This is a genomic window from Arthrobacter sp. zg-Y820, assembly GCF_030142155.1.
Classification (GTDB): Bacteria; Actinomycetota; Actinomycetes; order Actinomycetales; family Micrococcaceae; genus Arthrobacter_B.
This window is the reverse complement of sequence record NZ_CP126247.1, coordinates 1,115,020-1,137,914: the sequence shown is the minus strand read 5'-3', so window position 1 is coordinate 1,137,914 and position 22,895 is coordinate 1,115,020. Positions and strand designations below refer to the sequence as shown.

General features: G+C 67.8%; 19 protein-coding genes. 7 read left to right on the top strand and 12 right to left on the bottom strand.

From position 1 onward, the window contains the following. Window positions 1-24: 24 nt before the first annotated feature. From QNO08_RS05050 to gatC, 4 genes are all read right to left on the bottom strand, one after another. The gene (locus QNO08_RS05050) at window positions 25-927 is read right to left on the bottom strand and encodes an aminoglycoside phosphotransferase family protein (protein ID WP_229967377.1); all 903 of its coding nucleotides are present in this window, start codon (window positions 925-927) and stop codon (window positions 25-27) included. A 132-nt stretch (window positions 928-1,059) separates the two neighbouring features. Continuing rightward, window positions 1,060-2,577, bottom strand: a complete 1,518-nt coding sequence (gene gatB, locus QNO08_RS05045) for an Asp-tRNA(Asn)/Glu-tRNA(Gln) amidotransferase subunit GatB (protein ID WP_229967375.1) — start codon at window positions 2,575-2,577, stop codon at window positions 1,060-1,062. Then, entirely contained in the window at window positions 2,577-4,079 is a 1,503-nt protein-coding gene (gene gatA, locus QNO08_RS05040) for an Asp-tRNA(Asn)/Glu-tRNA(Gln) amidotransferase subunit GatA (RefSeq protein WP_229967373.1), read from the bottom strand. The genes gatB and gatA overlap by 1 nt, the downstream gene beginning before the upstream one ends. An 8-nt stretch (window positions 4,080-4,087) precedes the next feature. Continuing rightward, window positions 4,088-4,384 (bottom strand): Asp-tRNA(Asn)/Glu-tRNA(Gln) amidotransferase subunit GatC, encoded by a 297-nt coding sequence (gene gatC, locus QNO08_RS05035; protein ID WP_152221910.1) that lies wholly within the window; start codon window positions 4,382-4,384, stop codon window positions 4,088-4,090. A 591-nt stretch (window positions 4,385-4,975) separates the two neighbouring features. Here gatC and QNO08_RS05030 point away from each other — a divergent pair. Further along, window positions 4,976-5,602: a chloramphenicol phosphotransferase CPT family protein gene (locus QNO08_RS05030; RefSeq protein WP_229967361.1), complete on the top strand. Its 627-nt coding sequence runs from the start codon at window positions 4,976-4,978 to the stop codon at window positions 5,600-5,602. On the opposite strand, the gene QNO08_RS05025 is transcribed toward QNO08_RS05030, so the two are convergent. Continuing rightward, complete coding sequence (locus tag QNO08_RS05025) at window positions 5,599-6,093, bottom strand: GNAT family N-acetyltransferase (protein ID WP_229967359.1); 495 nt, start codon at window positions 6,091-6,093, stop codon at window positions 5,599-5,601. The genes QNO08_RS05030 and QNO08_RS05025 overlap by 4 nt on opposite strands. 160 nt (window positions 6,094-6,253) lie before the next feature. Further along, window positions 6,254-6,700: a TraR/DksA family transcriptional regulator gene (locus tag QNO08_RS05020; RefSeq protein WP_229967357.1), complete on the bottom strand. Its 447-nt coding sequence runs from the start codon at window positions 6,698-6,700 to the stop codon at window positions 6,254-6,256. Between the two features lie 199 nt (window positions 6,701-6,899). Between QNO08_RS05020 and QNO08_RS05015 the strand changes: the two genes are divergently transcribed. After that, complete coding sequence (locus QNO08_RS05015) at window positions 6,900-7,661, top strand: class I SAM-dependent methyltransferase (protein WP_229967355.1); 762 nt, start codon at window positions 6,900-6,902, stop codon at window positions 7,659-7,661. A gap of 34 nt (window positions 7,662-7,695) precedes the next feature. Here the strand turns inward: QNO08_RS05015 and QNO08_RS05010 are convergent, their stop codons facing one another. From QNO08_RS05010 to QNO08_RS04990, 5 genes are all read right to left on the bottom strand, one after another. Next, the gene (locus QNO08_RS05010; protein WP_229967353.1) at window positions 7,696-8,505 is read right to left on the bottom strand and encodes an inositol monophosphatase family protein; all 810 of its coding nucleotides are present in this window, start codon (window positions 8,503-8,505) and stop codon (window positions 7,696-7,698) included. Beyond that, on the bottom strand, window positions 8,502-10,664 hold the full coding sequence (gene ligA / locus QNO08_RS05005) for an NAD-dependent DNA ligase LigA (RefSeq protein ID WP_442860537.1): 2,163 nt from the start codon (window positions 10,662-10,664) through the stop codon (window positions 8,502-8,504). The genes QNO08_RS05010 and ligA overlap by 4 nt, the downstream gene beginning before the upstream one ends. A 246-nt stretch (window positions 10,665-10,910) precedes the next feature. Then, on the bottom strand, window positions 10,911-11,795 hold the full coding sequence (locus tag QNO08_RS05000) for a hypothetical protein (RefSeq protein ID WP_229967351.1): 885 nt from the start codon (window positions 11,793-11,795) through the stop codon (window positions 10,911-10,913). A 176-nt stretch (window positions 11,796-11,971) separates the two neighbouring features. Beyond that, window positions 11,972-12,277 carry a pore-forming ESAT-6 family protein gene (locus QNO08_RS04995; RefSeq protein WP_229967349.1) on the bottom strand — a complete coding sequence of 102 codons (306 nt, stop codon included), beginning with the start codon at window positions 12,275-12,277 and terminating at the stop codon, window positions 11,972-11,974. Between the two features lie 84 nt (window positions 12,278-12,361). Then, on the bottom strand, window positions 12,362-12,697 hold the full coding sequence (locus QNO08_RS04990) for a hypothetical protein (protein WP_229967570.1): 336 nt from the start codon (window positions 12,695-12,697) through the stop codon (window positions 12,362-12,364). A 367-nt stretch (window positions 12,698-13,064) separates the two neighbouring features. On the opposite strand from QNO08_RS04990, the gene QNO08_RS04985 reads away from it, so the two are divergent. Next, window positions 13,065-15,407: an FdhF/YdeP family oxidoreductase gene (locus QNO08_RS04985; RefSeq protein ID WP_229967347.1), complete on the top strand. Its 2,343-nt coding sequence runs from the start codon at window positions 13,065-13,067 to the stop codon at window positions 15,405-15,407. A gap of 48 nt (window positions 15,408-15,455) precedes the next feature. Here QNO08_RS04985 and QNO08_RS04980 read toward each other — a convergent pair whose 3' ends face one another. Beyond that, the gene (locus tag QNO08_RS04980; protein WP_229967345.1) at window positions 15,456-15,773 is read right to left on the bottom strand and encodes a DUF6457 domain-containing protein; all 318 of its coding nucleotides are present in this window, start codon (window positions 15,771-15,773) and stop codon (window positions 15,456-15,458) included. A 163-nt stretch (window positions 15,774-15,936) separates the two neighbouring features. Here QNO08_RS04980 and QNO08_RS04975 point away from each other — a divergent pair, with 163 nt between their 5' ends. The 4 genes from QNO08_RS04975 to eccCa are packed head-to-tail and all read left to right on the top strand — an operon-like array spanning window position 15,937 to window position 22,864. After that, on the top strand, window positions 15,937-16,314 hold the full coding sequence (locus QNO08_RS04975) for a hypothetical protein (protein ID WP_229967344.1): 378 nt from the start codon (window positions 15,937-15,939) through the stop codon (window positions 16,312-16,314). A gap of 3 nt (window positions 16,315-16,317) precedes the next feature. Next, the gene (gene eccD / locus QNO08_RS04970) at window positions 16,318-17,655 is read left to right on the top strand and encodes a type VII secretion integral membrane protein EccD (protein ID WP_229967342.1); all 1,338 of its coding nucleotides are present in this window, start codon (window positions 16,318-16,320) and stop codon (window positions 17,653-17,655) included. Continuing rightward, window positions 17,655-18,815 (top strand): CpaE/TadZ family protein, encoded by a 1,161-nt coding sequence (locus QNO08_RS04965; RefSeq protein WP_229967340.1) that lies wholly within the window; start codon window positions 17,655-17,657, stop codon window positions 18,813-18,815. The genes eccD and QNO08_RS04965 overlap by 1 nt, the downstream gene beginning before the upstream one ends. Next, window positions 18,812-22,864, top strand: coding sequence for a type VII secretion protein EccCa (gene eccCa, locus QNO08_RS04960; protein ID WP_229967338.1), 4,053 nt, complete (start codon window positions 18,812-18,814; stop codon window positions 22,862-22,864). The genes QNO08_RS04965 and eccCa overlap by 4 nt, the downstream gene beginning before the upstream one ends. Window positions 22,865-22,895: the final 31 nt, after the last annotated feature.

Sequence of the window (22,895 nt, the reverse complement as noted above, 5' to 3'; positions counted from 1 at the left end):
TCCGTTACTTGCCTCCTCGGGCCCTCACGGCCAGTCCGGTCCCTCGGTCAGGATTTCCATCAGGGTCTCCGATCCCAGCAGGTACATGCCCGGATGGTCGTCGGAGTTGGCCAGCAGGCTCGAGGCCATGCAGACTGCCCAGCCCTGCGCCCTCCCCCAGACGTGCGGATCGGCGTCGTACTGGGTGCCCAGGGATTTCCGGAACTCATTACGTCCGGTCCGGTCAAACACCAGCCAGGCGGCGGCGAGGTCAGTGGCCGGATCTCCCGCGGTCAGGTCTCCGAAGTCGATCACGGCCTGCAGCGTGCCGTCCGCCGCGCCGACGAGGTTGGCGGGGTGCAGGTCGCCGTGAATCCACAGCGCCGGTCCGGGCCAGACCGGAAGCTCGAGGCTGGCCTCCCACAGCTCGCGGATCCGGGCCGCGTGCGGCACCATGCCGCTGTCGAGGCGGCCCCGCACGGCGTCGTTTCGGCTGGCGAGCGGAACGCCGCGCACCGGGTTGCGCGGAAAGTCCGGCGGCGCCGGCCGGTGGAAGGCGTTCAGGAACCCGGCCAGCGGGGCGGCCAGTGCCACGTTGCGGTCCCGCGGCTGGAGCGAGACGGCGGTGCCGGGAAACCAGCGCGTGACGTTCCACGGCCAGGGAAATGCCTCGGAGGGGCTGCCGGCGTAGAGCGGAGCGGATGTCGCGACCGTCAGGTCCGCGGTCAGTGCGGGCAGCCAGACCTGTTCGTTGGCGGTCAGCGCCGCTGCCGACAGACGCCGGGGCAGCCGGACGGCATAGTCGGTGCCGAGCCGGAAGATGTAGTTGTCCCAACCGTTGGCCACCGGCCGCAGCGGCCGGTCCGCCAGGTGCGGGTGCTGTTCCTGCAGCAGCCGGCGCACCAGGGACTCATCCACGAAGATCTCTGCGGGAGGGTGATTGGCCATGCCCTGACCCTACCGCCCGCCGGAGTGCTGCGTCTGCCCGCGGAGATGTCCGGCTGCCGCACGGGTTAACGCGGACGCCGGCCCCGGGAATCCCGGGACCGGCGTTCGTTTAGGTCAGATCAGCGGCCGGTGTCAGTTCTGCACGCCGAGGCGTTCGAGGATCAGCTCGCGCACGCGGCCGGCGTCGGCCTGTCCGCGGGTCGCCTTCATGACGCCGCCGACGATGGCGCCGACAGCCTGCACCTTGCCGCCGCGGATCTTGTCCGCGACGTCGGGCTGGGCCGCCAGGGCGGCGTCGATGGCTTCGAGCAGCGGGCCGTCGTCGGACACTACGGCCAGGCCGCGCGCCTCGATGACTTCCTCCGGAGTGCCTTCGCCGGCGAGGACGCCGTCGAGGACCTGCCGGGCCAGCTTGTCGTTGATCTTGCCGGCCTGGATCAGGCGGTCCAGTTCAACGATCAGTTCGGGCGTGACGCCAACCTCGGTCGGATCGACCTCGGCTTCCTTGGCGCGGCGGGAGACTTCGCCCATCCACCACTTGCGGGCCACCTGTGCGGAGGCGCCGGCGGCGATGGTGTCTTCAATGGAGTCCATGACCCCGGCGTTGACGACGTCCCGGAACTCGGCATCCGAGTAGCCCCAGTCGGCCTGCAGCCGCTTGCGGCGCTCGGCCGGCGGCTCGGGCAGGCGGGAGCGCAGCTCTTCGATCCATTCCTTGGAGGTGACCACGGGAACGAGGTCGGGCTCCGGGAAGTAGCGGTAGTCGTCGGCGTCGGACTTGGGCCGGCCCGACGTCGTCGAGCGCGTGTCCTCGTGCCAGTGCCGGGTTTCCTGAACAATCTTGCTGCCGGATTCGAGCACGGCGGCGTGGCGCTGGATTTCGTAGCGGACGGCGCGTTCGACGGCGCGCAGCGAGTTAACGTTCTTGGTTTCCGAGCGCGTGCCGAACTTTTCCTGGCCGTATGGGCGCAGGGACACGTTGGCGTCGCAGCGCACGTTGCCGCGTTCCATCTTGGCGTCGGAGACTCCGAGGTTCTTCACGATCTCGCGGACCGCGGCCACGTAGGCCTTGGCCAGCTCGGGCGCGCGGGAGCCGGCGCCCTCGATCGGCTTGGTGACAATCTCGACCAGCGGAACGCCGGACCGGTTGTAGTCCACCAGCGAGAAGTCGGCGCCCTGGATGCGTCCGGTGGCGCCGCCCATGTGGGTCAGCTTGCCGGCGTCCTCTTCCATGTGGGCGCGTTCGATCTCGACGCGGAACACGGTGCCGTCTTCAAGTTCGATGTCCAGGTAGCCGTCGTACGCGATGGGATCTTCGTACTGCGAGGTCTGGAAGTTCTTGGGCGTGTCCGGGTAGAAGTACTGCTTCCGGGCAAAGGTGCACGACGGCGCGATCTTGCAGTTCAGCGCGAGGCCGATCAGGATCGAGTACTCCACGGCGGTCTTGTTGACCACCGGCAGCACGCCGGGCATGCCCAGGCAGACCGGGGTGACGTTGGTGTTCGGCTCGTCGCCGAAGATGTTGGGCGCATCGGAGAACATCTTGGTGTTGGTGTTGAGTTCCACATGGACCTCGAAACCGAGCACCGGATCGTACTTCTCCATGGCCTCTTCGAAGGACAGGGTGTCGTCCTGGATGTGCACAGACATTACTTCACTCCTCCGAGTACGGGTGCAGAGGCCAGCAGCGGGCCGCCCCACTTCTGTTCCAGCAGGCCTTCGAGGGCCGCGCCGGCGCGGTACAGCCGGGCGTCTTCGCGGACCGGAGCCAGGAACTGGATACCCACGGGCAGTCCATCGGCCAGGCCGCCGGGGATCGAGATGCCCGGGACGCCGGCCAGGTTGGCTGGAATGGTTGCGACGTCGTTCAGGTACATCGCCAGCGGATCGTCGAGCTTTTCGCCGAGCTTGAACGCCGTGTTGGGCGAGGTCGGGGAGATCAGGACGTCCGCCTGGGCGAATGCGGCGTTGAAGTCGCGCTGGATCAGGGTGCGCACCTTCTGGGCCGAGCCGTAGTAGGCGTCGTAGTAACCGGCGGACAGCGCGTAGGTGCCCAGGATGATGCGGCGCTTGACCTCTTCACCGAATCCGGCGGCGCGGGTGGCGCCCATGACGCGTTCGATGGTCATCGGACCGTCGGCGGGCAGGGCACGCAGGCCGTAGCGGACGCCGTCGTACTTGGCCAGGTTCGAGGAAGCCTCGGAGGGCATGATCAGGTAGTAGGCGCCGAGGGCGTACTTGAAGTTGGGGCAGGAGACCTCAACGATTTCCGCTCCGGCATCCTTGAGGAGTTCAAGCGACTCGTTGAAGCGGGCCAGGACGCCGGCTTCGTAGCCTTCGCCCTGCAGTTCCTTGATGACGCCGATGCGCATGCCGGCCACGTTGCCGTTGCGGGCGGCCTCCACGAGGTTGCCCACGGGGTCGGTCAGCGAGGTGGAGTCGCGGGGGTCGTGGCCGCCGATGACTTCCTGCAGCAGTGCCGCATCCAGGACGGTCCGGGAGACCGGGCCGATCTGGTCCAGCGAGGAGGCCATGGCAATGGCTCCGTAGCGGGAAACGCCGCCGTAGGTGGGCTTCACGCCAACCGAACCGGTAACGGCCGCGGGCTGGCGGATGGAACCGCCGGTGTCGGTGCCCAGGGCCAGCGGAGCTTCGAAGGCAGCCACGGCAGCAGCCGAACCGCCGCCGGAGCCGCCGGGAATCCGGTCCAGGTCCCACGGATTGCGGGTGGGTCCGAATGCCGAGTGCTCGGTCGAGGAACCCATGGCGAATTCGTCCAGGTTGGTCTTGCCGAGCATCGGCATGCGCGCGGCGCGGATCTTGGAGATCACCGTCGCGTCGTACGGGCTCATCCAGCCCTCAAGCATCTTGGAGCCGGCCGTGGTGGGCTGGCCCTTCGTGACGATGAGGTCCTTGATGGCGATCGGCACGCCGGCGAGGGTGTGCAGGGTTTCGCCGGCGGCGCGGGCCTTGTCGACGTCGGCCGCGACCTGCAGGGCCTCGTCGGTGTTCACGTGGAGGAAGGCGTTGACGGCGCCGTCGACCTCGGAGATCCGGTCCAGGTGGGCCTGCGTGACTTCTACGGCGGATACCTCGCCGGACGCGAGCTTGTCTGCCAGGACGGCAGCGCTCGAAGTAATCAGTTCATTCATGGAAGTCTTTACTCCTCATCCAGGATGGCAGGGACCTTGAAGCGGCCGGCGGCGTTATCGGGTGCACCGGAAAGCGCTTCTTCATTGGTCAGCGTCTGCCCCACAACGTCTTCGCGGAACACGTTGGTCAGCGGGATCGGGTGGGAGGTGGCCGGGATGTCCTCACCGGCAACTTCGCTTACGGATTTGATCGAATCAACAATGACATCCAGTTCGCCGGCCATTTTGGCCAGTTCGTCCTCGGTCATCTCAATGTGGGCCAGATGCGCCAGATGCGCCACAGCCTCACGATTGATCTCAGACATGAGTCTCCCATGCGTCTTTTACGGATAAATAGGTATCCGTTCCAGTCTACGGCGTTTGCTGGTGCGGTATTCCGTGTCTCGCCCGGGGTGAAACGCTGCCGTGGGTGGTTGCGGGTGCGTGGGGGCCGGCGCGTTGGGGCGGCGTGCCGGTGCTGGTGGGTGGGGTGGCGTGCCGGGGTGGTTCAGATGCGCCGGCGTGCAAGCCGCGGTGGTTTAGCTGCACCGAGCGTGCAGATCTGGCGGATTAACCTGGTCTCAGCCCCTCGAGAGCGCAGCTCCGGCGGGATACAGCGAGCGAAAGCCACCATAGCTGCACTCTGGAGGGCGCGGGCGTCGCCTGAAGCCGCCATATCTGCACACTGGATCGACCGGCCGAATCTCTCGTGCAGATCACGCACGCTAAAGAGCCGTTTCCGTTGTTGTGAGGACCTGATCTGCACGAAGGATGCCGCACAGGCCGCCGGCACCCCTCCCGGCCGGCCGCAACCGACAGCCGAGATGCACGACGAAGCCGATGAGTCCGCCAAACCTCCCGTCAGGGACCGGCTGAGGAAGATGGTCGCTTCCCGGATTCTTGGTTACGCTCGCGGAATGGCTTCGGACCGAAATCCCCAGGTGATCGTGTTGAACGGGGGCTCGAGCTCCGGGAAGTCCTCAATCACTCGAGCTCTCCAGGAACTGCTCCCCGGCATCTGGTTGACCTTCGGCGTGGACACGTTCCTCGACGCACTTCCCGATCGGGGCCGCAGCCCGCGGGCGGGAATCACTTACGAGCAGGACGGCACCATCACCTTTAGCACTGAGCACCGGGCCCTTGAGCGCAGTTGGTACACCGGGTTAGGCAGCATGGCCGGGGCCGGGGCGCACCTGATTCTGGATGAGGTTCTTCTCTCCGGTGGTTCCGGCCAGGAGCGTTTACGGTCAGCGTTCAGCGACGTGAACATGGCGTGGGTGGGCGTGCGCTGCGACCCTGATGTGGCTGCATCCCGCGAAGCACAGCGGGCTGACCGCGTGGAAGGAATGGCGCGACAGCAAGCCCGGGGCGTGCACCGCGGAGTGACCTACGACTTCGAGGTCAACACCACGAAGCGTTCGACCGAAGAATGCGCACACGACATTGAGCGCTGGCTCCAGCTCCCCAACGACAAAACAGGGCCCTTCGACCGCACACCTGTGCACGGCCGAAGGGCCCCCGGATCAGGCAGAAAGCTGGGTTAGAGCTCCAGGGAGAAGACCCAAAGGATGATGTCCTCGTTCGGCACGTACCAGTCACGCTCGGGCACGCGCTTGAAGCCCATGGATTCGTAGAGGGCATGGGCATTGGTCATCGGCGTCATGCTGGTGAGGGTGACGGCGCGGATTCCGTCGAGGCTGCGGGCATAGTCGACGACGGCGGCAACCAGTGCCCGGCCGACGCCGCCGCGCTGCAGCTGGGGGTCCACGGCGAGCATGCGGAACTCCAGCTCGCCCTCGATCGCAATGTCGGTGTACGGCTGGCCGGCGAAGGTGATGGCCGTGGAGGCAGCAACCTTTCCGTCCAGCTCGGCAACCCAGACCACGGCGTTCTTGGCCCGGTCCTCAACGTTCTCGAGTTCCTTGACGTAGGGATTGTCGGCGTCAATGAAACCGGCGTTTAGGTACGCATCACGGGTGATCCGGCGGATGTCGTCAAAGTCTGCCTCGGTGGCCTGCCGAACGGTGATGCTCATGCGTGTTACGAATCCTTACGTGGGTCTTGATTTCCAACGTAGATTCTATCGCGGCGAATTGCCGCCGGCCGCCGGTGGTGACCCCGGGCACGGCAGAGCCCATCGGGGGCATCCGGGCACGGCTCGCGTGGCAATCCGCCGTCGGGCTCACGGCGCCGGGCTACCGCCGTCGGGCAGCGGCGGCGCAGGAGACGCAGAACCGGGCTTCGGGCCGGATGTCCAGCCGCTCCGCCGGGATCGGATTGCCGCAGTTTTCGCACACCCCGTAGGTGCCCTTGTCCAGGCGGACCCGTGCGTCCAGCAGCTCGATCAGTGAGGCCTCGGCAGCGGCCAGCAGCGCCATTTCGTTGTTCCGCTCGACCGAGACGGTGGACCCCTCCGGGTCGTGTTCGTCGTCGGCGGGGGTGTCCTTGGCCGCGAGGGTTACTTCGCGGATGTCCGCCAGCACGGCGTCGATCTTTTCCCGGGCCTCTGCCATGCGTTCATCCAGCAGTTGGGCGAAGTGCGCGGTGTCCAGGTCGGCCGGGGTTGCGTGCTGAGGGGCCGGGGTGCGCGTATCGGCGGCAGCCGAGGGCTTCCGGGGAGCGGCGGTTACTTTGCGGGTCATGGTGGTTCCTCCGGTCCATGAGGGGCACGTTCTCCAAATTATCCGCTCCCACCTGCTCAAACACCCGGCGCCGGAAGCCCGCTTTACTCAGGGCTTAATCGCCGGCCGGCACGCCCGGAATTGCCGGCCGGGCTAGCATTGGCGGAAACAAGGACAAGGCCGTCTCAAGTTAATTCGCCGGCCGCTCAGGGGGACACGAATGGTCGATGCAGGTTACAACGAGCCGCGCCTGGTCGCGCTGTACGACGAGGACAACGCCGGTTCCTGGGACACGGACTTTTATGCCGGCCAGCTTGGCGACGCGCCGCTGCGGGTGGCCGACGTCGGCTGCGGCACCGGCAGCTTCGCGGTGCGGCTGGCGCAGGCCGGCCATGCGGTCACCGGCGTGGACCCGGCGGAGGGAATGCTGGCGGTGGCACGCACGCGCGACGGCGCCGAGCTGGTGACGTGGCTGGACGGGACCGCCGTCGACCTTCCGGTGGGCCCGTTTGATGCCGCGGTCATGACCGGCCACGCGTTCCAGTGCCTGCTCACGGAATCGGAAATCCTCGAGACCCTCAAGGCTGTCCGTTCCCGGCTCGCGCCCGGCGGCACCTTCTATTTCGAGACCCGCAACCCTGCGGCCAAGGCGTGGCTGGAATGGGACAGCTCCGGCGACGTTCCGGCAGTGCAGGAGTCCTCGGCCGGGCCCCTCGAAGTGACGTGGAGGCTGCTTGCTGTGAAGGAACAGCCCGGCGGCGTCCTGGTCACCTTCGAGGACCGCACCGTTTTCCTGGCCGACGGCGCGACGTTTGCCAGCAGCAGCACCCTGAAGTTCACCCGGGCTGACGTGCTGGAGCGGCTGCTGAACGACGCCGGGTTCGCCGAGGTGGACTGGTTCGGCGACTGGCACGGCGGACCGCTGGCTCCGGAAACCAGCCGCGAAATCATCGTGGCCGCCCGGACACCGGCAGCCGGCTGAGGCGCCAACACCGCCGGGCTGCCGGTGTCCGGCGTCAGGCGGTGAGGGCAGCCCCGGCCGCCGTTACGGCGGCAAGCCGTTCGGCGTCGCTGCCGGGCTTTCCGGGCCGGAGCACCGGAACCCCCGCTTCCTCGGCGATCAGCGCACCGGCGGCATAGTCGTATTCGTTCAGTCCGCGCTCGGAATAGCCGTCCAGCGTCCCGTCGGCCACCATGCACAGGTCCAAAGCGGCGGAACCCAGCCGGCGGACGTCCGCATATCCCGCGGCCAGCTCCGGCAGTGCGGCGTACTGCTCCGCGCGGACCCCGGCATCGTAGGAAAAGCCGGTGCCCAGCAGCTTGCCGACCCGTTCCGGGTCCGGGCCGGTGAGCCGGCGGACATTGCCGTGCTCGGCCAGCCAGGCGCCGTGCCCGCGGGCAGCCGAGTACACCCGCACCAGCGCCGGAGCATGCACGACGCCGGCCAGCCAGACGCCGTCGTCGTTCACGGCCGCCACTGAGGTGGCGTAGTAGACGATGTTGCGGATGAAGTTGGTGGTCCCGTCGAGCGGATCGATGGACCAGCGGATGCCGGACGCGTGGACCGGAACGGTGTCCTCGAGTTCCTCGCCCGTGACGGTGTCCTGCGGCCGGCGGCGGCTGAGGACTTCCCGGACGGCCTGCTCCGCCGCGGTGTCGAATGCGGTCACCCAGTCGCCGGCGGCGCTCTTGTTCACTGCGTTGAGCCCCTCGAAGCTGCGCCGCGCCAGCACCGCGGCCCCGGCAGCGGCAGCCTCACGGGCGACGTCGAGCAGTTCCAGCGGATCACCGACGGGTATCGCGGCGGGGTCCGGAAGCGGTGTCATGCCGTGTCCTCCTCGAGCGTCCGGCCCGCCAGCAGGGCACGGAAGCCGTCTTCGTCCAGCACCGGCACGCCGAGGGATTCCGCCTTGTCCAGCTTGGTGCCGGCGTTCTCCCCCGCCACCAGGTAATCAGTTTTCTTCGAGACCGAGCCCGAGGCCTTGCCTCCGCGGGTGATGATGGCTTCCTTGGCCTCGTCGCGGCTGAAGTTCGGCAGCGTGCCGGTCACCACGATGGTCATGCCTTCGAGGGTGCGCGGCACTGACTCGTCGCGTTCGTCTGCCATCCGGACCCCGGCAGCGGCCCAGCGGTCCACGATTTCGCGGTGCCAGTCCTCGGCGAACCATTCGGTCAGGGCCGCGGCGATGGTGGGGCCGACGCCGTCGACGTGCGCCATCTGCTCCTCTGTGGCGGCACGGATGGCGTCCATGGAGCCGAAGGCGGTGGCGAGCGCGCGGGCCGCGGTCGGGCCCACGTGCCGGATGGACAGCGCCACGAGCACCCGCCAGAGCGGCTGGGACTTGGCTTTTTCCAGTTCGGTGAAGAGCTTGCGCGTGGTGGCTGTGGGTTCGGAGGGCTTCTTGGCGGTGCCCTTGGAGTAGAAGTACGGCACGAGTTCGGTGCCGTCCACCACGCCCTTGACGCGCTTGGGCCGTTCGATCCGGACCTCGGCGAGGTCTTGGACGGTCAGGTCGAACAGCCCGGCCTCGCTGGTCAGCGGCGGCACTTCGGGTTCGGTGGGCTGCGTCAGCGCAATCGCCGCCTCCCAGCCGAGCGCCTCGATGTCGAAGGCGCCCCGTCCGGCCAGGTGGAACACGCGTTCGCGCAGCTGCGAGGGGCAGGACTTGGCGTTGGGGCAGCGGATGTCGACGTCGCCCTCCTTGGCCGGCTTCAGCTCGGTGCCGCAGGACGGGCAGTGGGTGGGCATCACGAAGTCGCGTTCGCTGCCGTCCCGGAGTGCGACGACGGGGCCCACGATTTCCGGAATCACGTCACCGGCCTTGCGCAGCACCACCGTGTCGCCGATCTTCACGCCCTTGGCCTTGACCACGTCCTGGTTGTGCAGGGTGGCCATTTCCACGGTGGATCCGGAGACCAGCACCGGCGTCATCATGCCGTACGGGGTGACCCGGCCGGTGCGGCCCACGTTTACGCGGATGTCCAGCAGTTTCGTGTTCACTTCCTCCGGCGGATACTTGTACGCCACGGACCAGCGCGGCACGCGCGAGGTGTGGCCGAGGGCGCGCTGCAGCGCGAAGTCGTCCACCTTGACCACAATGCCGTCGATCTCGTGCGAGAGGTCGTGGCGGTGTTCGCCGTTGACGGCGATGAACTCCAGGACCTCCTCGTAGCTGTCCAGGACCTTGTAATAGGGCGACGTCGGCAGGCCCCACTGCTTGAGCAGCTCGTAGGTCTCGGACTGGCTGGCGGCGCTCAGCCCCTCCCGCAGGCCGATCCCGTGCACGTACATGCTCAGCGGGCGCCGGGCGGTGACCTCGGGGTCCTTCTGCCGCAGCGATCCGGCGGCGGCATTTCGGGGATTCGCGAACGGCGCTTTGCCGGCCTCCACCATGGTCTCGTTCAGGTGCGCGAATTCCTTGGACGGAATGAACACCTCACCGCGGATTTCCATCTCCGCGGGCAGGTTCTCGCCCTTCAGGACCTGCGGGATGGACTTGATGGTCAGCACGTTGTGCGTGATGTCCTCGCCGGTGGTGCCGTCACCGCGGGTGGCCGCCCGGACCAGCTCACCGTTGCGGTAGAGCAGGTTGACGGCCAGGCCGTCGATCTTCAGCTCGGTCAGCCATTTGATTTTCTCGCCCGGGGCGATGTTGGCCACTGATGCCTCGGCCTTGCGGACCCAGGCGTCCAGCTCATCGAGGGAGAACACGTCCTCCAGGCTGTACATGCGCTGCAGGTGCTCCACCGGTGCGAACGCGGCGGACACCTCGCCGCCGACTTCCTGGGTGGGCGAGTCGTTGGTGACCAGTTCCGGATGCAGCGCTTCCAGCTCTTCGAGCCTTCGGTACAGCTCGTCGAACTCCGCATCGGACACCAGCGGGGCGTCGTCGTTGTAGTACGCGAAGCGGTACTTCCTGACCTGGTCCGCAATGCTCTGGTATTCCTCGCGCAGGTCCCCGCTCGGCGGGGTCTCCGTGCTCAGTGACTCGACGGCGGCTTCAGTGTCCGATAGTTCCGGGGATGTCTTGGCTGTGCTCACCTAACCAATCTTGCCCCATTCGTATCTTCTGCGGGAGCCGGAGGGCTGAGCTGCTGCCGTCGGGCTCCGCGCCGGCACCGCGTCAGCCGTCCTGGCGCGCGGCGCACACCCTTCGCTCACGCCCCGCCAGCGGCTAATCGGCATTGCCCTCAGGCTGGCGGATTCGTCCAGGAATACGCCGCGAACCGGCTAGACCCTGCTCGGCACACGGTTCTCGATCATCTGGTGATCCGTAACCTCCTCCTCCGGAACCACCGTCCAATACACCCCGGCATCTCCCTTGTACAGCCCCAGCGCTTCGGCCCGGTCGGCATTGTGCCCGGTGTAAAACAGTCGGACCATTCGTCCGTCCTGCCCCTGGGCAACGTCGGTAATTCGGAACGGTTCACCGCGCCAGGTGCAGGTGGCCAGGAGTTCGAAGAAGTCCTCCACTTCGGCAAACGGAACCGTTGAGCTCCAGCAGCCCTTGGGCGACTGTCGGAACGAGCCGAACTCGGCCGGGGGCTGGGTCGGGGCGGCCAGCACCGCGTTGTCTTCCTCAAGGTCGGCGCGGAACCGCTGTCCCCGCCACACTGCGTTCCAGCCCAGAAGGTGGGAGGGGATATGCCGGCCGGGCTGCCCCGGGCCGGCCGGATCGTCCGTCACGACCATCCAGCCGTCGGCCACCCCCCAATACACCGCCACGCATTCCTTCGGAGCCCCAGCCTTGACCCGCCACACCTCGGCACGCGGAGTAAGGGCGCACTCATCCAAGAAATAGAGCGGAACCAGTCCTTTGGACCAGTGCGCGAAGCCCGTCCCGGTGAACGGCGGACGGTCCACGAACTCGGGTGCCATGGCATCGTGGATGTAGATCGACAGCGGTGCCTTAAAGCGCAGGAGGTGCACGGTTTCCGCCGCCGGGTCCCATGGCGATCCCGGAAACCCCAAACCGTGGACGGCAAAGAGGTCCGCAGGCGTGAGTGCCGCACGGGCGTCCGCTTCCTTCACAGCGAACCCGGAAACAGTGTCCCGATTGCCCTCCACAAGCAGCTTGACCTGCTCGGGACTCAACGCCTTTTGTAAAACTGTCATGCTCGCCCTCCCAACGCCGCGAATACAAAGTCCCGCGGCGAGACATCTTCTTTGCGCAATCCACCGGGAAACTGTTGTCCCTGAATATGTCGAGACTAGTCCAGACTCCCTGGTCCCCCTTTCAGAGGGCTGGGAAACAGTGCTCCCGGTGACTCGCCAACTCGGCGTCTCCGGAGTCAGCCGATGTTCTGCACCGCGCCCCTGGCCCGGGCGCCGGCGCTGGACGCCGTCTGGTCGTTCAGGTTCAAGGTTTGCTTCACCAGCGCGATGATGTTCCGGGTCTCATTGGCGGCGTTGCGGAAGCGGTTTTCCACGGCCTGGTAATCCTCCGACACCCCGTCGGCCTGAAAATCGGACATGGCGGCATTCACCGACTTTTCCCGCTCGCCGATCAGCGACTCAAGACGACCCACAATGGACTGGATATCGCCCTGCACTGCTGAAGAAATGTCGGTGTCGTAGCTCAAACGGTCCTGGGACATGGTTGAACCTTTCAAAGTTGGTCAGAAATCAGAAGTAACGGAGAGCAACAAAAAGCGGAAGAAATGCAGGGAATCCGGCGACGATCAGCGCGAGGAACCGAAGCGGGCAGCATCAAAACTTGCGGCTCCCTGCTGCTGCTGGGCATTGTCGGCACTTTCCTGGTCACCCATGTGGAAGGAGCGGTCCATTTCGGCCTGTCCCATCAGGATGGCCGCCAGGGATCCGTTCAGTTCATTGGCCACCTCGTCGGTGCGGGCCTTGAACTCGTCGAACTTCACCCGGCCGGAACCGTTGAACTTGCCCTCGAGCGGAGCCACGGCTTCCACCAGTGCACGCACCAACTGGCCCAGGTCCTGATTGGAGGACCCCGTTTGCTGCGTCAGCGTTCCCAGCGTCTGTGAACCCATATCAAATTTCATCACTGCCCACCTTCAGCGCGTGCGCGCCCTCGTCCGGCTTGGTCTTCGGCGCCGTAGGGTGCTTCCCTGCGGGGCTCCCTGCGGAGGCCCGCCCGGCTGCCGATGGCCCCATCCAACGCGGCCGGTCCGGGAAACGCCATGCGGGGCACGACACTTGTGGATAACTGCAGTGCGGCCCCGTCCGGACGGGCCCGGAGGAGGGCCGGCCGGTGCCGGCCTGCCGGACCGGCAGCGCCTTTCACGGCGCGCGGCGTGAACCTTGCTATGAGGTGCGTCACCTGCTAGGCCTGTTCCTACGGGTGTGGCAGCCGGTCCGGGACGCTCCGGGCGCCCGGGCGGCCGACGGCGGAGCGAAGGGAAGTGCGCAGTGGTACGGAAGGAACCCCGCGTTGAAAACGTGGATGAAAAGGACATAGAGGTCAAGCCGCCCAAGGAGTGGGCTGCGGGTTTGCCCGGCGTCTACAACTCCCTGAAGCCGGCGATTCAGCACATGGGCGTCAAACGGACGCTGGAAGCCACCTTTAAGATGAACCAGAAGGACGGCTTTGACTGTCCCAGCTGCGCCTGGCCGGATCCGAACCACCGCAGCAAATTCGAGTACTGCGAAGAAGGCGTCAAGGCGGTCACCTGGGAGGCCGCGCCCGTGGTCATCTCCTCGGAGTTCTGGGCCGAGCACAGTGTCAGCGAACTTCGCGACCGCACCGAATACTGGCTGGGCATGCAGGGCCGACTGACCGAACCGGTCTACAAACCGGCCGGAGCAGACCACTACCATCCGGTCAGCTGGGACGAGGCCTTCCGCATCGTCGCGGACAAGCTCAACAGCCTGGACTCTCCGCATGAGGCCGCGTTCTACACCAGCGGCCGCACCTCCAACGAGGCTGCCTTCCTCTACCAGCTCATGGTGCGCGGCTTCGGCACCAACAACCTGCCGGACTGCTCCAACATGTGCCATGAGTCCTCGGGCTGGGCCATGGGCCAGACCATCGGCATTGGGAAGGCCACAGTCACCTATGACGACTTCGGCAAAGCGGACCTCATCATCCTGATGGGCCAGAACCCGGGGACAAACCATCCACGGATGCTGACCGCCCTTGAGGGCTGCAAGCGCAACGGCGGCAGCATCGTCGCCGTCAATCCGCTCCCCGAAGCCGGCATGCGGCGGTATAAAAACCCGCAAAAGGTCCGCGGCGTCGCCGGCAAGGGAACCGAGCTCGCCGACCAGTTCCTGCAGATCCGCCTCGGGGGCGACATGGCCCTGCTGCAGGCCATTTCCAAGCGCGTCCTGGAGGCCGAGGACCGGAACCCCGGCACCGTCCTGGACCATGACTTCTTGGAGAAGCACTGCGAGGGCCTGGACGACCTCAGAGAGCACCTGGTCCACCTCGATGACCAGACGGTGGTGGAGGCCACCGGCCTGCCCATTGAGGAAATCAACGAGCTCGCCGACCGGTACCTGCAGGCCGACAAGGTCATCATCTGCTGGGCCATGGGCATCACCCAGCAGAAGAAGGCAGTTCCCACGATCAAGGAAATGATCAACCTGCTGCTGCTGCGCGGAAACATCGGCAAGCCGGGTGCCGGCGCGGCGCCCATCCGCGGGCACAGCAACGTCCAGGGCGACCGGACCATGGGCATCTGGGAACAAATGCCCCCGGCCTTCCTCGATGCCCTCGGCAAGGAATTCAGTTTCGATCCGCCCCGCGATCACGGCACCGACGCCGTCGAAACCTTCTACGGCATGCAGGACGGGCGCATCAAGGTCTTCGTGGCACTCGGCGGAAACCTCATCTCGGCGATCTCCGACACCCAGTTCGCCGAGGCGGCGATGCAGAAGACCGAGATGACGGTACAGATTTCGATCAAGCTCAACCGCTCCCATCTCATCACCGGGCAGGAGGCGCTGATCCTGCCCACCAAGGGCCGCACGGAGATCGACGTCCAGGAGAGCGGACCGCAGTTTGTCTCGGTCGAGGACACGGTCTGCGTGGTTCATCCCTCGCGCGGAAATCTGGAGCCGGTGGGCGAGAACCTGCTCTCCGAGCCGGCCATTGTCTCGCGGCTCGGCGCACTCATCGTCGGGAACAAAATCGATGCCGATTGGGCGGAATACGAGAAAAACTACGACCTCATCCGCGACCACATCGGCCGCGTCGTCGAGGGGTGCGACAACTACAACGAGCGGATCCGGCAGGACGGCGGCTTTGTGCTGCCCAACGGCCCCCGGGACTCGCGCACCTTCCGCACGCCGACCGGCAAAGCGATCCTCACGGTCAACGATCTGGAGGCCGTGGAGCGCCCCGAGGGCACCCTGATCCTGCAGTCGCTGCGCTCCCACGACCAGTGGAACACCACTATTTACGGGCACAACGACCGCTATCGGGGCATCCGCGGCGGCCGGCACGTGCTGTTCATGAACGCTGAAGACATCACGGAACTGGGCCTCAAGGACGGCCAGTACGTGGACATTCACGGCGTGCACCACGACAACGCGGAGCGGATCCTGCGGAAGTTCCGCGTGGTCTCCTATCCAACGCCGCGGGGCTGTGTTGCCGCGTACTATCCCGAGGCCAACGTCCTGGTGCCGATGGACCACACCGCAGAGGGCAGCAACACCCCGGTGTCCAAAACGGTACTGGTGCGGGTGGAACCCAACAGCGCCCCGGCCCAGGACCAGGCCGAGGACTTCAAGTCGCGCACCCGCGCCTAACCCTGCGGGACTGCCGGGGCTTCCCGAGCCCCGGCAGTCCGGCTTCCCCTACTGGCCTGAATCCTTCCAGCCCGGCGTGTCCGGACCGTCCAGGCCGGTGGCGGCAACCCGAAAAGCCGTGTCCGCAGCACCGCGGACCGCCTCCTCCGCCTCTTTCCGCCCGCTCGTCTTGGACAGTCCCGCCGCGTACCCCACCACAAACGTGCTGATCAGACCGGCGTTGGGTCCCACCGTCTTGGAGGACTGCTCCGCCAGTTCCACCAGCATCTTGTGGTCCACTTCCAAGTCGAGGATCTGCAGCGCCTGGGTCAGGCGGCGGCTCCAATCGCTCAGAGTGCGCTCTTCGGCGTCAGGGTTGGAACTCATGGCATCTCCTTCGGTGCGGACTGGTGCATCAAGGATTAGCACCGGCCGCTGTTTTGCACAACGCCCCGCCTCCGCTCGCCGCGGCACATGGATTGGCGAAGTTATCCCCAGACCGGAAATACCCGCTGCCGGACGATGCCCGCGGTGCAAGGATGTACGCAACGTGTCCAAGGGCGAGGGGACCTCAATGGCCAGCGACTACGACAATCAACTCATCGAGTCCGTCACCGTGCGCCGGCACCGGCTGCTCACGGCGCTGCTCTTCGGAGACAATCCCAACGAGCGCCGCTGGCTGGACAGCCTGCGGTGGTTCATCCTCAGCGTTGCCGCCGCCGCCGTGATTGCCGCCGTCTGCGTGGGCTACTCCTTCGTCACCAACCTGCTGGCGGAGAACCGCGCCAAGCAGGAACAACAGACCGGTCAGTTACGGCAGATCCTTCCGGCGGACAGACAGCAGGGCTCCTGGCCCGGGCCCGATGCGCGCTGGCCTGATGCGTCCGGGGCCGGGAGCAGTACGCCCCACTACGGGACAGGTGCCTGAGCCATGGCGCACGCCTTCACCCGGGTCACTCTCGTCGGCTCACGGAAGCACGTTGACCTGCTCCTGCCCTCCGACCAGCCCGTTGGTCTGCTCCTCCCGCAGGTCCTGAACCTGCTTGATGACCCGCCGGCCGAGGCGGTTGCGGCGAAGGTGCTGGTGGCGCCCGACGGCACTGAGCTGAATGCCGAAACGTCGCTGAGCCAGGCCCGGGTCCTGGACGGGTCCTCCCTGCTGCTGTGCAACGCCTCCGAAGCCCCTCCCTCCGCCGTCGTGTACGACGTCACGGACCTGGTGGTCAGCGAAAGCGGAGCCGTGGCCGGCCGGTGGAACCGCCGCTGCAAGGATCTCACCGCGGGCCTCTTTGCCGCGGCAGGCCTTTGGGCCGGGTCCGAAATCCTGCTGACCTCGCTGGCACCGGATGCGGCCTGGTGGATGCTCCTTGCCCTGTCCCTGCTCGGGCTGGCCGCCGGAGCCGCCGCCGGGCGTCCGCCCCGCCGCACGGCACTCGGACCGGCGCTGCTCGGCGCGGGCTGGCTCAGCGGGCTGGGCGGAGTTTTCCACCTGTACGACGGCGTACCGGAGCGGCTGCCGACCGCGGCGCTGGTCCTGGCCGGGCTGTCGGTTCTGGCGCTGGCCGCCGTCGGAACCGGGGCTGCCCAGCGGCGGGCCTGGTTCAGCGGAGCCGCAACGCTCGCCCTGGCCGCCGGACTGTGGACTGCCGCCGGCGCCGTCACGGGCGACGCCGTGGGCACCGCTGCCCTGGCGACGCTGGCGAGCATCCTGCTGCTGGGCCTGCTGCCCAAGCTCGCCCTCGGCTCGTCCGGTCTTGCCACGCTGGATGATCAGCGGGCCAAGGGCGGCTCGATCACCCGCACCGACGCCGTGGCTGCCGTGGCCGCTGCCCACCGGAGCCTGACCCTGGGAACAGCCATCACGGCGCTGTCCATTGCGCCTGGGCTGTGGCTGCTCGGCACTGATCCCAACCGCCAGCACTGGACGCTTCCCCTGCTGCTGGCACTGACGCTGGCCGTGTTCCTGCGCACCCGGTCCTTTCCGCTCGCGCCGCAGCGGACAGCGCTTTACCTGGCCGTCGCCGTCGGCCTCTGCGCGGGGGCGCTGGCCGCGCTGCGTTTTGTCCCCGATCAGCCGTGGGCAGTGGGACTGGGGGTTCTGGGCACCGCGGCCGCCGCCGCCGTATCGCTGACCGCCACGTTTCCCGACCATACGCAGGCCCGTTTCCGCCTGCTGGCCAAGCGCGCGGAGACGGGGGCCATCCTGGTTTCGGTGCCGCTGGCTGCCGGACTTTTCGGTGTGTTCGGCCAGCTGCTGGGAAGCTTCTGATGAACGGCATCTTCGAACCCCAACCGCAGCCCGAGCGCTTCGGCGATCCCGCCCGCCCCTCCGGTGACGGCTTCGAGTCGCCGCCGCAGCGGCTGCGCCGGGTGCTGCGGACCCGGCCTGCCGAATCCGCCCTGCACCGGATCCTGGCGGGCTCGGCCGATCTTTTCCGCGGTGACGATTATCCGCAGCGGTTGGCGGACGCAGCCGCCGGCAGCCAGCGTGCCGTCACCACGGGGCGCCGGATCGCCGTGGTGGGAACCCGCGGCGGTGCGGGCAGAACGACGGCGGCCGCCCTGCTGGCGCGGATCTACGCCGCAATGCGTGCCGACGTCGTTGCCGCCCTCGACCTCGCTCCGGCGGCCGGAACACTCGGGCTGCGGCTCGGCGTTCCGTACGCACCGCCGCTGGAGGCCGCCGCCGCCCGGCTGGAAGCCGGCACTCCTGATTCACTGCGCGGACTCGCAGCCCTCCTGACCGTCGCCGAGCCGGCCAACCTGCTGGTCACCGGCCGCCGGCGGGCCTCCGGTCCGTGGATGCCCGCCGGCCAAGGGTTATCCGACGACGCCGTCTGGACTCCCGCCGGCCCGCAGGCGCCGCCCGTGTGGACCCCTTCCGTCGGTGCGCCCGCTTTCACGGGTCCCGCCGGCGCTGCAAGTCCCACGGCGGCTGCAGGTCCCGCCGGGGCCGCCCGGCTTTCCCGGGTGATCTCCCGCTACTGCCCTGTCACCATTTTTGACTGCGGCCCCGGCCTCACGGACCCGGCCGCGCTGTGGGCAGTGGAGCACTCCCATCTGGCCGTCTTCGTGGCGCCGGCCAGTGTTGCCGGCCTGGAGGACGCCGTCGAGTACTCCCGGGCCTGGCGGCACACACCCGCCCTGGCTGCCGTTCCCCTGCTCGTGCTGGTGGTTCAGTCCTCACCCGACAGGGTTTTCACCGCGTCCCGGGAGGCCCGCCGGCTGCGCCGCGCCGGGATCGATGCCCTGCATTTGGGCCGCGACCGGCACCTGGCTGCAGGCGTTGAAGTTCTCCCGTCCCTGCTCTCCCGCCGCACCCGCCTCGAGGCCGTGTCCATCGCCTCCCGGGTTCTGGCCGCTGCCGCGTCCGGAACCGGAGTTCCGCCCGCCGCGGAGCTGGCACCCGAACGGAACGCCTACGTATGAGCACCCGGATCCTGCACCGTCCCGCGCGCACCACCGCTCCCGCACGGACCATCGAGGCCTTTTCACTGGATGCCCCGCCGCCCATCGAGGGCGGCAGGACCGGCATGAACATGATGTCCCTCGTTCCGCTGCTGGGCGCCGGGGTGTCGATGACGGTCATGATGCTCTTCCGCGGGTCTCCGCTGGCTGCCGTGGGGGCGCTGATGATGGTTGTCACGATCATCGCGTCGGTGATCATGATGCTCAGCCAGCGCGGCCGGCAGGGCAAGCAGCGCCGGGAACAGCGGGAAAACTATCTGGAGTATCTGGAACGCTCCCGTGCCGAGCTGCGCGCCGATGAACAGGCCGCGCTGGCCGTCGCCCGGGCCGCCAGCCCTCCGCCGAACGCCCTGTTCGACATCCTCCGGGACACCCGGCGGATCTGGGAGCGGCGCCGCTCCAACGAGGATTTCCTGCACGTGCGGATCGGCACCGGCTTCCGGCGCAACCGCGAGGTCACCATCATGAGCACCGGATCGGCGCTGGCCCAGACCGACACCTTCATGACCACGGAACTGGAAATCCTCAAGCGCCGGTACGAGTCCAGCCCGGAGCTGCCGCTGACGGTGCCGCTGGACTGCGCCGGCAACGTCTCAGTGGTGGGTTCCCGCCGGTTCGTGGCTGCCGTGGCCCGGCTGCTGCTCATTGAAGGCGCGGCCTTCCACTCCCCCGAAGACCTCCACCTGGCCCTGGTCCTGCCGGAGGAGCGGCGGAACGACTGGGAATGGGCCACCTGGCTGCCGCACCTGGCGGATCAGAAGAGCACCCACGCCACGGGGCCGGTCCGCCGGCTCGCACCCACCGTTGATGCCCTGGCCGAAGTCCTCGCCGAAGATCTGCACCACCGCTCCTCGCTCGCCGCCGAATCCCGCAAGAACTTCCTGCGCGGCGGCGTCGGCACCGCGCTCCCCCGGCTGCTGGTGGTCAACGACTCCTACGGCGCGCTTCCGGCGGAACTGCAGCTGCCGGACCAGCAGGCCTCCGCCGCCTCGCTGGGCATCACGACCGTCTTCCTCGTCGCCGACCGGCAGCAGGAACCTGGCGAGGTGGCGGTGCGCATCAGCGAGGATTCCGGCGGACCGGACGGGACCTTCATCCTGGAAAACTACCGCGACGATCCGGTGAATCCCGCCGTCGAACGCGGAAGCCTGGACCTCCTCCCGGTGCCGCTTGCCGAGGCGCTGGCGCGGGAGCTGGCGCCGCTGCGCCTGTCGCCGGACTCGTTCGAGCATGACACCGCCGAAACTGCCCAGGGGTTCCTGGAAATGCTGGGCCTTTCGGCGGACCTGGACGCGGCCGACATCCGCCGGCTGTGGAAACCCCGCGGCGAAGTCGACTTCCTTCGGGTGCCGCTGGGCCCGGACGACCGCGGCCGGCCGGCCCTGCTGGACCTCAAGGAATCGGCGCAGTTCGGCCACGGGCCGCACGGCCTGTGCGTGGGCGCCACCGGCTCCGGCAAATCCGAAATGCTGCGCAGCATGGTCGTGGGACTGTTGGCCACCCACTCCCCCGAGGTCCTGGCCATGGTGCTGGTGGACTACAAGGGCGGCGCCACCTTCGCTCCCTTTGCCGGCGCACCGCAGGTCGCCGGGGTCATCACCAACCTGTCCGACGACGTCAGCCTGATCGAGCGCGTCTATGCCAGCCTCTCCGGCGAAATCCAGCGGCGGCAGGAAGTCCTGAAGGCGGCCGGCAACCTCGCCAACATCACCGACTACCAGCTGCACCGGCAGGAGCTGAAGGCCCAGGGCATCGAACTGGCACCCCTGCCGCACCTGGTGGTGATCATCGACGAATTCGGTGAACTGCTGACCGCCCGCCCGGACTTCATTGAACTGTTCCTCTCCATCGGCCGCATCGGCCGCTCCATCGGGGTGCACCTGCTGCTCTCCAGCCAGCGGATCGAGGGCGGCAAGCTGCGCGGCCTGGACACCTACCTCTCCTACCGGATCGGCCTGCGCACCCTCTCCGAGGCCGAATCACGCACGGTGCTGGACACCCCCGATGCCTTCCATCTGCCGCCGGTGCCGGGCTTCGGCTACCTGAAGGTGGACACCACCACCTACACCCGGTTCAAGGCCGGGTACGTGTCCGGCCCGCTGGAGGCCGCCCGGCACGATGGCGGGCCGGCCGAGGCGGACGACCAGCCGCAGGTCCTGCAGGTGCCGCGCTACGCCGCCTCCCTCGCGGCAGCACCGGGAACCGGGGGCGCGGGAACCGGGGGCGCGGGAACCGGGACCGCCGGCGCTGCCGCTGCGCCGTCGTCGACGTCGTCCTCCAAGCGCACCACCGGACCGACGGTCCTTTCCACGCTGATGGACACCCTGGCCACGTTCCCGCGTGCCGTCGACCCGATCTGGCTGCCGCCGCTGCCCCGCGGAATCGCGTTGGACCGCGCCGCCGGCGGCCTCTCCGGCGAGAAGGGGCTGCGGCTGGCCAGCGGCGGATCGCTGCGTGTTCCGGTGGGGCTGCTGGACGACCCGGCCAAGCAGTGGCAAGGCATTTGGGAGCTGGACCTTGCCGCGAACGGCGGCAACGCGGCGATCGTGGGCGGGCCCCAGACCGGCAAGAGCACCGCTCTGCGCACCATCGTGGCGTCGCTCTCGCTGACCCACAGCCCGGCCGAGGTGGGCATTTATGCGATCGACCTGCTCGGCAGCAGCCTGGTGCCGCTCGAAGGCCTTCCCCATGTGGGCGGGGTGGCGGTGCGCACCAACCGGGAAGTTGTCCGCCGCACCGTGGATGAGTTGCTGGCGATGCTGGCCCACCGCGAGCATGTGTTCGAGAAGCATCAGGTGGATTCGCTGCCGACCCTGCGCCGCCGCTGCGCGAAGGGGGACATTCCCGAGCTGCCCAGCGCCGACATTGTGCTGGTCCTGGACGGTTACGGACAGCTCAGCGATGAATTCGAGGAGATTGAAAAAGCCGTCCACGCACTGATCAGCCGCGGCGCCGGCTACGGCATCCACATCATCGTCACCTGCTCCCGGACGAACGAGATCCGGATCTCGCAGCAGAGCTTCTTCGGCAACCGGATCGAACTCCGGCTCGCCGATCCGGGCGAATCCGCACACGGACGCAAGCTCGCCGAGGCGGTCAGCACTGACAGCCCGGGCCGGTCCCTGACGGACCGCAAGCTGCAGGGCCATTTTGCCCTGCCGCGGCTGGATTCGGACCCCGATGACGGTTCCGCGACCCAGGGCCTGCGGGAGCTGGTGGCCGCGGTTGCCGCGTCGACCAGGGAGCGCGCCATGCAGGTCCGGGTCCTGCCGGGGCTGGTCTCCGCCGAGACGGCCCTTACCCCCGACGCGGCGGCCGCCGTTCCGCTGGGGCTCCGGGAGACCGACCTGGGCACGGAAACCCTGGACCTGCACAGCCGGGAACGGCACCTGCTGATCATGGGCGACGACGGCTCCGGCAAGACCAACGTCATGCGATCGGTCGTCCGCCGGCTCATCGCACAGCATCGGCCGGAGGACATTGTCTTTGCGGTCTTCGATCCGCGCCGCAGCCTGACCGGCGAGGTCCCCACCGAATCCCTGGGCGGCTACGCCACCAGTGCCGCCCTGGCTGACCAGCTCGCCGCGGCCGTCGCCGGGGAACTGGAAAAACGGACCACCGCCGCTCCGGCCGAGCTGGCCGGCCTGCCGCGCATCGTGCTGGTGATTGACGACTACGACGTCCTGACCGCCGGCGGCTCCTCACCGCTGAGCCGGCTGACCCCGTTCCTGCCGCTGGCACCGGAAATCGGGTTGCATGCCGTTCTGTCGCGGCGGGTGCGCGGCGCGAGCCGGGGCATGTACGAACCGTTCTTTACGGCCCTGCGGGATTCCGGCAGCGCGGCCCTGATTCTCTCCGGCGACCGCGGGGAGGGCACCCTGATCAACGGCGTTCGGGCCCGCACGCTGCCGCCCGGGCGCGCCCAGCTGATCCAGCCCGGCAAACCGGTCCAGGTGCTGCAGCTGTTTTTCAACGACGATGAGAGCCGGATCCTGAGCGGCACCGGGTGAGCGCCGCCGTCGCCGGCCTGGCCCGGGATCC

What these genes read in the sequence shown, in the direction of transcription:
- QNO08_RS04990 (WP_229967570.1), bottom strand. Translation starts at nt 12,697, where the DNA reads ATGAAATTTGATATGGGTTCACAGACGCTGGGAACGCTGACGCAGCAA.
- QNO08_RS05000 (WP_229967351.1), bottom strand. Translation starts at nt 11,795, where the DNA reads ATGACAGTTTTACAAAAGGCGTTGAGTCCCGAGCAGGTCAAGCTGCTT.
- QNO08_RS05050 (WP_229967377.1), bottom strand. Translation starts at nt 927, where the DNA reads ATGGCCAATCACCCTCCCGCAGAGATCTTCGTGGATGAGTCCCTGGTG.
- gatC (WP_152221910.1), bottom strand. Translation starts at nt 4,384, where the DNA reads ATGTCTGAGATCAATCGTGAGGCTGTGGCGCATCTGGCGCATCTGGCC.
- QNO08_RS05030 (WP_229967361.1), top strand. Translation starts at nt 4,976, where the DNA reads ATGGCTTCGGACCGAAATCCCCAGGTGATCGTGTTGAACGGGGGCTCG.
- QNO08_RS04995 (WP_229967349.1), bottom strand. Translation starts at nt 12,277, where the DNA reads ATGTCCCAGGACCGTTTGAGCTACGACACCGACATTTCTTCAGCAGTG.
- eccD (WP_229967342.1), top strand. Translation starts at nt 16,318, where the DNA reads ATGGCGCACGCCTTCACCCGGGTCACTCTCGTCGGCTCACGGAAGCAC.
- QNO08_RS04965 (WP_229967340.1), top strand. Translation starts at nt 17,655, where the DNA reads ATGAACGGCATCTTCGAACCCCAACCGCAGCCCGAGCGCTTCGGCGAT.
- gatB (WP_229967375.1), bottom strand. Translation starts at nt 2,577, where the DNA reads ATGTCTGTGCACATCCAGGACGACACCCTGTCCTTCGAAGAGGCCATG.
- QNO08_RS04980 (WP_229967345.1), bottom strand. Translation starts at nt 15,773, where the DNA reads ATGAGTTCCAACCCTGACGCCGAAGAGCGCACTCTGAGCGATTGGAGC.
- QNO08_RS05015 (WP_229967355.1), top strand. Translation starts at nt 6,900, where the DNA reads ATGGTCGATGCAGGTTACAACGAGCCGCGCCTGGTCGCGCTGTACGAC.
- eccCa (WP_229967338.1), top strand. Translation starts at nt 18,812, where the DNA reads ATGAGCACCCGGATCCTGCACCGTCCCGCGCGCACCACCGCTCCCGCA.
- QNO08_RS05010 (WP_229967353.1), bottom strand. Translation starts at nt 8,505, where the DNA reads ATGACACCGCTTCCGGACCCCGCCGCGATACCCGTCGGTGATCCGCTG.
- QNO08_RS05025 (WP_229967359.1), bottom strand. Translation starts at nt 6,093, where the DNA reads ATGAGCATCACCGTTCGGCAGGCCACCGAGGCAGACTTTGACGACATC.
- gatA (WP_229967373.1), bottom strand. Translation starts at nt 4,079, where the DNA reads ATGAATGAACTGATTACTTCGAGCGCTGCCGTCCTGGCAGACAAGCTC.
- QNO08_RS05020 (WP_229967357.1), bottom strand. Translation starts at nt 6,700, where the DNA reads ATGACCCGCAAAGTAACCGCCGCTCCCCGGAAGCCCTCGGCTGCCGCC.